Below are 6,717 nucleotides of genomic sequence, written 5' to 3'. Positions count from 1 at the left end.
ATGATTAGAAACTACCTCAAAATCGCATTTAGGAACTTCAAACGGAATAAGGGCTATTCGGCCATCAATATCATCGGCCTGAGTCTGGGAATGGCAGCCAGTATTTTGATATTGCTTTTTATCCTTGATGAACTCAGTTATGACACTTTCTTTCCAAATTCGGAGCGCATTTACAGGGTAAATGTGACAGGGGTGTTGAATGAAAATGAAATCGCCATTGCCACCTCACCCGCACCTTTGGCCGAAGCACTTAAAGAAGAAGTCCCTCAAGTCGAAGATGCTGTCCGGTTTGGCTTATTACGAACTTTTCCTTTGACTTTTGAGGAAAATGCATTTACAGAACCAATTGTTCTTTCTGTCGATCCTAATTTTTTGGAGTTTTTTGGATATCAAATGCTCCAAGGAAATCCCAAAACTGCCCTGACCGGACCAAATAAAATAGTACTTACTTCCTCTACTGCACGTAAATATTTTGGGGAGTCGGACCCAATCGGAAAAATGATCCTGACGGGGTCCGAAAAAACCCAAATGGAAGTCACAGGAGTAGTCCAAGATCCTCCCCGAAATTCCCATATTGATTTTGATGCATTGCTTTCAGGGGAAGGTTGGTGGTTTTATGAGTACACCAATTGGACGAGTAACAATATTTTTACCTATTTCCGGATTTTGGAAGGGGCGGACCTATCAAGTGTAAATACGGCATTGGCAAGGTTTATTGAAAAAAATGTTGGAGAAGAGATTTTGCAGTTTCTCGGGGTTTCCTTGGAAGCTTTTTATGAACAGGGTAATTCCTATAATTTTCAGGTGACGCCATTGTTGGACATTTACTTGCATTCCGATCTAACTGATGAACTCAAACCGCTTGGAAATTTCCAATACCTCTATATTTTTGGAGCAGTTGCCCTCTTTATCATCCTTATAGCCTGCATCAATTTCATGAATCTTTCAACCGCCCGGTCAGCAAGAAGGGCAAAAGAAGTTGGGGTCAGGAAATCTATTGGAGCCCAAAGGAGTCGCTTGATATGGCAGTTCCTCTCTGAATCTATAGGGTTTAGTTTGATCTCAGGGTTGATTGCTTTGCTCCTGATACTATTGGCTTTAAGACCATTCAATGAACTTTCCGGCAAGGATTTGAGCCTGCAGTTTTTTGTCCAACCAGGCTTTATCCTGTTGATCTTTGTATTTATGGTTTTTGTGGGAATTTTGGCAGGTTCTTATCCTGCATTCTACCTGACATCATTTTCTCCTGTAGAGGTTTTGAAAGGAAAATTGAGAGCAGGGCTAAAGCGTTCCAAACTCCGAAGCGGCTTGGTAGTATTCCAGTTTTTTGTTTCAATTTCTTTGATTATCAGCAGTATGGTAGTCTACAAGCAACTGAAATACATGCAGGAAAAGGATTTGGGATTTGACAAAGAAAACGTGATTGCTTTGCGTCATGTCAGGTCATTAGGAGGCAATGCCGAAGCCTTCAAACAGGAGGTTCTTGCCCAAGCTGGATTTGTAAATGCGAGTTTTTCAAATGCCCTTCCTCCCAAGTTGGACTGGAGTTCTGTAGTCCGGTCCAAAGACAAGGAACAGGATATCTTGGCAAATATTACCACCGTGGATGAAGACCACTTGGAGACTTTAGGCTTAGAAATGGCGAGTGGGAGGTTTTTCTCCAAAGATATCCCGAGCGATACAGGCGCTATCATTGTGAATGAGACCATATTTAAACAAATGGGCTGGGACAAGGTCGATGGAACTCAGGAGATCATGGGATTTTGGGAAGAGAATTCAAGTTATAAAAAATTGATCGGGGTGCTGAAGGATTATAATTATGAAAGCTTAAAACATAATGTGAAACCACTCGTGATGCTGCTCGAAACTGCGGAAAACCAAAATGAACTTGCCATCAGAATCGGTCCCGGTGATGTATCGGATAAATTGGAAACCCTGGAAGGGATCTGGAAAAAAAATTCCAATGGAGCGGCTTTTGAATATTCATTTCTTGATGCGGACTTCAACCAACTTTTTCAGAAAGAGGAAAAGATGGGTAATATCATTTTGGTATTCACAATTTTGGCAATTTTCATCGCCTGTCTTGGATTGTTTGGCTTGGCAGCATATACTACTGAACAGCGGTCCAAGGAAATCAGTATCCGAAAAGCGCTTGGTGCCTCAGTTCCCAACCTCCTAGGAATCCTAAGTAAGGATTTTACCATTTTGGTGCTCTTGGCATTTGTATTGGCAGGGCCGGTTTCTTATTTCCTCCTGACAGATTTTTGGTTGAAAAACTTCGCATACCGTGTGGACATAGATTTGATAATGATTGCTCTTGCGGGATTCATTTCTCTAGTCATAGCCATGCTGACGATCAGTTATCAAAGTTTCAAGGCGGCTACCTTAAATCCTGTGGACCAATTGAAAAATGAATGATATTGATTGCCCGACAGCGGACGGTTTTGTCCGATGGGGATTTCTCAAAAAATTTAAAAGTGGCTCTATTTAAAGTTTGGAGCCTTTTTCCATGGCATAATAGTAGAATGTAAAAGTATAATCGATAAACAAAACCAATTATGAAAAATCATCAACCTTTAGTACTCCTTCTTTTTCTCCTCCTAATTGGAGGACCTGTTTCTGCATTCCAAGACAATGAGACACCTTATCGTAGTCAGAATTTCACAGTGAATGCCCCCGGAGACTTGGAAGTAACGACTTCCGGATCAGCAATTTCGGTCTCAGGAAACAGCGGCAATGCTGTAGTAATAGATATGTATGTGAAATACAAAGGCAAGGCAGTAGAGTCCCCAAATTCAGAAGTAGAGGAAATGTTAGAAAACTATGAACTGGATTTTTCACAAAATGGAAACAAGATTTCAGTTAGTGCCAAGCAAAAGGGGAATTGGGGTTGGAATTCTAACAATAAGATCAATCTGTCCTTTCATATTTCGGTTCCTCACCAAATGTCCACTTCGGTCAAATCAAGTGGCGGGTCAATTTCCATGTCAGACATTTCAGGCAAACATGAAGTCAACACAAGTGGTGGGAGTGTCAAGATTTATAGAAGCGAGGGGGAATTGATTACCAAAAGCTCCGGAGGCTCATTTCGTTTGGAAGAATTTAAAGGAGATGCGAGCATTCAGACTAGTGGAGGATCCATCAAGATCAACCAAATGATCGGAGACCTTAGCATTTCTTCTGCAGGGGGATCTGTGGTATTGGAAGAAATGGAAGGAAGCATCGATGTCAGCAGCAGCGGCGGGTCAATCAAAGCCCAAATGAATACTTTGGAAAATGGCCTGACCATGAAAAGCAGCGGGGGAAGTATCACCGCGGTTATTCCTGAGGGGATGGGGCTTGACTTGGATCTTTCAGGGGGAAGTGTGAATTCCACTATAGCCAATTTCAATGGCGAGATTAAAAGAGATAGAATACTCGGCAAAATGAATGGTGGAGGAATTCCTGTGACCATGCAAAGCTCTGGAGGAAGTATCAAGCTGGAGTTTGGAAACTGATCTCCCAGCCCAAGTCTGAAGACTTGAAGCAGTCTAAATGAAAAAAACCTATTGAACTTATATAGAATAGATCCATCGGAAATCCAGACCGGTGGATTTTTTTTTGGTAGGGGAGTCAAATTTGGATTGTTGGTGGGATAACTACTTTGCCCACTGGCGGACAAAATTGTTCGGAGAATATAAACGATTAAACTTAAAATAGGCTTTTTTTGGCAGTAGGATGAGATTTCTGATGGCATGGAACTGGTATTGAAGGGGTAAAGAAGTAAGGGAAAAGATAATTGAGAATGAGGGAGAGGCAAGAAACGAGAACCAAGAATCGAGTCTAGTTAAATTCAGATTGATGAATTGGTTTTGAAGAATTTTGCAACTCGACTATAAATGGAACCAAGAATCATGTACCAAGTACCAGGCCCGAACCAAAATGGACCGCGGACAACCTGATTCGACAGCGCGAAGCAGAAAACAGAAAAGACACTAGATGCGAGACACAAGATGCAAGACTGGATACCTCGACAAAAATGAAACCCGACAACGCGAAGCAGAGAACAATTACAACCACTACAACAACTAGAACCATTACAACCACAAAAACCATTAAATCCACAATCCCATGATCCGAAACTACCTCAAAATCGCTTGGAGAAATATCAATAGAAGCAAAGGTTATGCATTTATCAATATTGCAGGACTTGGGGTTGGAATGGCTGCCTCCATCTTAATACTGATTTGGGTTCAATTTGAACTTTCGGTTGATCGTTTTCATGAACATTCGGACCGGGTATATGCCGTATGGAGGAATGGTAACAGTCAGGGTGAAATTTTCTCCTGGGATTATACTCCTGCACCTTATGCACCTGCCTTGAAGGATCAATTTCCTGAGGTGGAGGAAGTGGCCCGAATCACCGAATGGGATCCTCTGCTATTGACCGTAGACGACAATAGTTTTTATGAGGAAGCGACCTTTACCGAACCGGGATTTTTTAAGATGTTTAGTTTTAAAGCCATAGAAGGTGATCCTGTGCAGGCTTTGGCTGATCCTGAAAGTATTGTTTTGACTGAGTCCGTTGCCAAAAAGCTTTTCGGAGAGGAATCAGCAATGGGGAAAATGGTCATGCTTGGAAAAGAGACAAACCTCGAAGTTAACGCTATAATTAAAGACTTACCTGAGAATACCGATTTTCCATTTACTGTATTTTGCTCTTTCAAAAAATTAGACCAAATGGGCTGGGTAGATGATTTTTGGGGAAATAATTCCTACCGGACATTTGCGATGCTTAACGAAGGTGCTTCGCTGGATGATTTCAATACAAAGTTTAAAAGCTTCACTGCCAATAATTCAGATTACGACGATATTTCTGATTTTCTCTTTCCTTTCGAGGATCTGCACCTTTATTCCAAGTTTGAAAATGGACAATCTGTAGGTGGCAAAATCGAATTGATACGCATGTTTGGAATCGTGTCGATCATCGTGCTTTTCATCGCAGGGATTAATTTTGTGAATTTGAGTACCGCTCAAAGCGACATGCGGTCCAAGGAAGTTGGGATTAGAAAACTATCAGGAGCAGGAAAGGGAATGCTGATCAGTCAATTTCTTGCTGAATCGACCTTGATTGCTGTTGCAGCTTATTTATTTGCCATTGTCATCGTATCCCTTATTTTTCCTTGGTTCAAGGAATTGATAGGACAAAATCTTGAAAGTCCTTTTACACAGCCTTTTTTCTGGGGGATTTCAGCTGTTTATGTATTGGTAATCGGCGTTTTGGCCGGAAGCTATCCTGCATTTTTGATGAGTTCTTATCGGCCTGCCATTGCAATGAAATCAAAATTGAATACCAAAGAAGGATTGGGAGTGAAGCCTAGAGAAGTATTGGTGGTTTTCCAATTTGCGGTTGTGGTGATTTTGATTTCAAGTGTTTGGATCATCAGAGATCAGATGAATTATGTCCAAAACCGTGACCTTGGTCTAATAAAAGACAACCTGATTTTTCACCCGGTAACTCAAAATATGAGGACCAATAAAGCTGCCCTCAGGAACGAATTACTCACTTTGCCAGGAGTGGCCTCAGTTTCTTATACATTTTCTCCTTTGACAGAAATATACAGTGACACGGATCAAATGAATTGGCAAGGAAAAGACCAAAACTTTAAGCCCAATATAAGCCGAATGGGTACAGATGCAAATCTCGTACAAACGGCAGGTATGGAATTGGTCAAAGGACGGGATATAGATATTTATACCTATGCCAATGATAGTCTTTCAGTGATTATCAACGAACGGACTGCCGAAATCATGGGTTTTGATGATCCCATAGGGCAAATAATAAAGGATGATGATTATGAGTTTAGAGTTGTCGGAGTAGTAAAAGATTTCATCATGGGTTCTCCTTTTGATGAGGTAAAGCCTATCGTAGTCATAGGGCCTGAGCGGCAGTTGAATTTCATTCATATCAGGATCAAGGAAGGTGAAAATCTCTCAAACTCTCTAGCTCAAATAAAAACTGTATTCGACAAGTTTAATCCTGATTCTCCATTTGAATACAGTTTTGTAGATCAGGAGCACGCCAGCAAATTCCGGTCTCAGGAACAGACGGCTTTCTTGACTTCCATATTTACAGGAATAGCGGTGGTGATTTCCTGTATGGGGTTATTTGGATTGGCGACTTTTATTGCTGAGCGAAGGAAAAAAGAGATTTCAGTAAGAAAGGTTTTGGGAGCTACAGTAGCGAGTTTGGTAGGATTGATTTCTTCTGAATTTGTGCGGTTGGTATTTATTTCTGTATTGCTGGGAATTCCGGTTACTTGGTATTTCATGAGTGATTGGCTTGATTCATTTGCTTACAGAACAGAACTCCATTGGAGTGTTTTCATTTGGACTGGAGGATTGACTTTGCTGATTGCATTGCTGACTGTGAGTTCCCAAGCGATCAAAGCTTCCATTGTAAATCCTGCTAAGACGCTGAAGAGTGAGTAGGGGAAATTATGAATTCTGAATTGATAATGATGAATTCCGAAGGGGTACAAAAATGAACAGTAATCAGGTGCAGTAGGCAGTCGCACTAAATCTGACAAAAAAAGACAGAGATTCTTCGCTATACTCAGAATGAGGGATTCGACAACCTCGATAACAATGACAACCTGACAACGCGAAGCAGACAACAACTACAACAACTATAACCACTACAACCACAAAATCCACAATCCCATGATTCGAAACTAC

Annotated in this window: 3 protein-coding genes; all 3 read left to right on the top strand. The window is 41.2% G+C overall.

The features are described 5' to 3' along the window. On the top strand, window positions 1–2,418 hold a 2,418-nt coding region (locus ACZFYI_RS13165; RefSeq protein WP_462524591.1), incomplete at its 5' end, for an ABC transporter permease. Window positions 2,419–2,558: 140 nt separating this feature from the next. Further along, a complete protein-coding gene (locus ACZFYI_RS13160) occupies window positions 2,559–3,497 on the top strand; it encodes a DUF4097 family beta strand repeat-containing protein (RefSeq protein WP_462524590.1) in 939 nt (312 codons plus the stop codon). Between the two features lie 613 nt (window positions 3,498–4,110). After that, window positions 4,111–6,471 (top strand): ABC transporter permease, encoded by a 2,361-nt coding sequence (locus ACZFYI_RS13155; protein WP_462524589.1) that lies wholly within the window; start codon window positions 4,111–4,113, stop codon window positions 6,469–6,471. Window positions 6,472–6,717 lie beyond the last annotated feature (246 nt).

Source organism: Aquiflexum sp. (assembly GCF_977115555.1).
Note: the sequence above shows the minus strand (reverse complement) of the source record. Positions and strands in the feature narration are given on the sequence as shown.

Excerpts from the sequence above, each read along its gene's own strand:
- ACZFYI_RS13160 (WP_462524590.1), top strand. The coding sequence starts at position 2,559 with ATGAAAAATCATCAACCTTTAGTACTCCTTCTTTTTCTCCTCCTAATT.
- ACZFYI_RS13155 (WP_462524589.1), top strand. The coding sequence starts at position 4,111 with ATGATCCGAAACTACCTCAAAATCGCTTGGAGAAATATCAATAGAAGC.